Here is a 1,190-nt window from a genome sequence, read left to right on the forward strand (position 1 = left end):
CGGTGATGGTTGGGCCCTCTCGGGCTCGTGCTCTTTCCCCGTGGTTCCCCGCTGTTCCCCGTCCCATCTGGTGCGCTTGTGGTGCGCGCCTGCTGTGCAGTCGTGACCTTCAACCCCGAGTGACTGAGCGTCGCGACCACCTGTGCCACTGGCCGGTGAGAAGGCGGTTGCACCCCATGAGGAGGGCGAAGCACTGATCAGTCTCTTACGGGCGGCTCCCAAAGCCCCAGTCGTTGGAGCCGGCGCTGCCTGGCGCGTTCACCCAGAGCCGTCAACCCGAAGATGAGGCCGAATGCCAACCCACCGCCTAGAAGCAGCAAGACATCACTAACCGTGTCCAGATCGTCAAGGTTGGCGACCCCCAGGAGCACGGTCACCGGCGTCGCCATCCATACACCCACTGCGACGGGGCGTCGGGCGGCAAACTGCTGCGAGCGGGACGGTGGTTCCAGACCGCCAAGAGTCCTGTCCACTCCCCAAAAAGCGCGTATGCAGCGCCTCCATGCCTGCCTGGCCAGCCGCCGGACGGTTGTCATGATGGGGATCGTACCGAGGCGTACCCGCACCACGTGACACTTCGAATGCACCAGCGGAAGCGGTCACCTCGTGCGCCGGCCGAGCCGCAGGGACGTGCACGCTTTCCAACTGTGGTGGTGGGCTCAGGAGCCTCGGACGGGGCCGTTCACCTGCGTTCATGGACGGCCGTTCGTCTGGGCGGCTACCGCCTCCGGTCCTGTCTGAACTGCCGTGAACGGCGCTGAATGAGACGGAAACTGAGACGGGGCACAGCAGCCTGACCTCTCACGGTGATGGGCTGTTCACCAGTCCCTCCACTGATCAGTGAGCTCGTGCCGGCCGAGTCCGTGCCTGGCGGTCAGGGCCGCGACGTCGACTCCTTGCTCGGTGAAAGCCCCGTCGATGTAGAGGCAGAGCTGCTCGCGCTCATCAGTCTCGAAGGCGCATTCGTCGTGGGCTTCGTTCACCGCGTTCAGAGCCAAAACGACGCGCTTGACTACGGCGAAGACCTGCTCGTCGTCTCCTCCGGCGAGTGGGGGCAGCTCGGCCTCGAAGGCGTCCAGGACAGCATCGGTTGCCGACAGAAGCTCATCGGGGTACAGGTCGACCATGCAAGCGCAGTCGGGGTCCAGAGTGCCTGCGGCAAGCGCTGCGGCTTCCGCGGCTACGCCCCT

Annotated in this window: 1 protein-coding gene; it reads right to left on the bottom strand. The window is 65.5% G+C overall.

Going from position 1 to position 1,190, the window contains the following annotated elements:
- Positions 1 to 818 precede the first annotated feature (818 nt).
- On the bottom strand, positions 819 to 1,190 hold a 372-nt coding region (locus IE275_RS45695; RefSeq protein WP_229871468.1), incomplete at its 5' end, for a hypothetical protein.

Source organism: Streptomyces phaeofaciens (genome assembly GCF_014648915.1).
GTDB classification, from domain to species: Bacteria; Actinomycetota; Actinomycetes; order Streptomycetales; family Streptomycetaceae; genus Streptomyces; species Streptomyces phaeofaciens.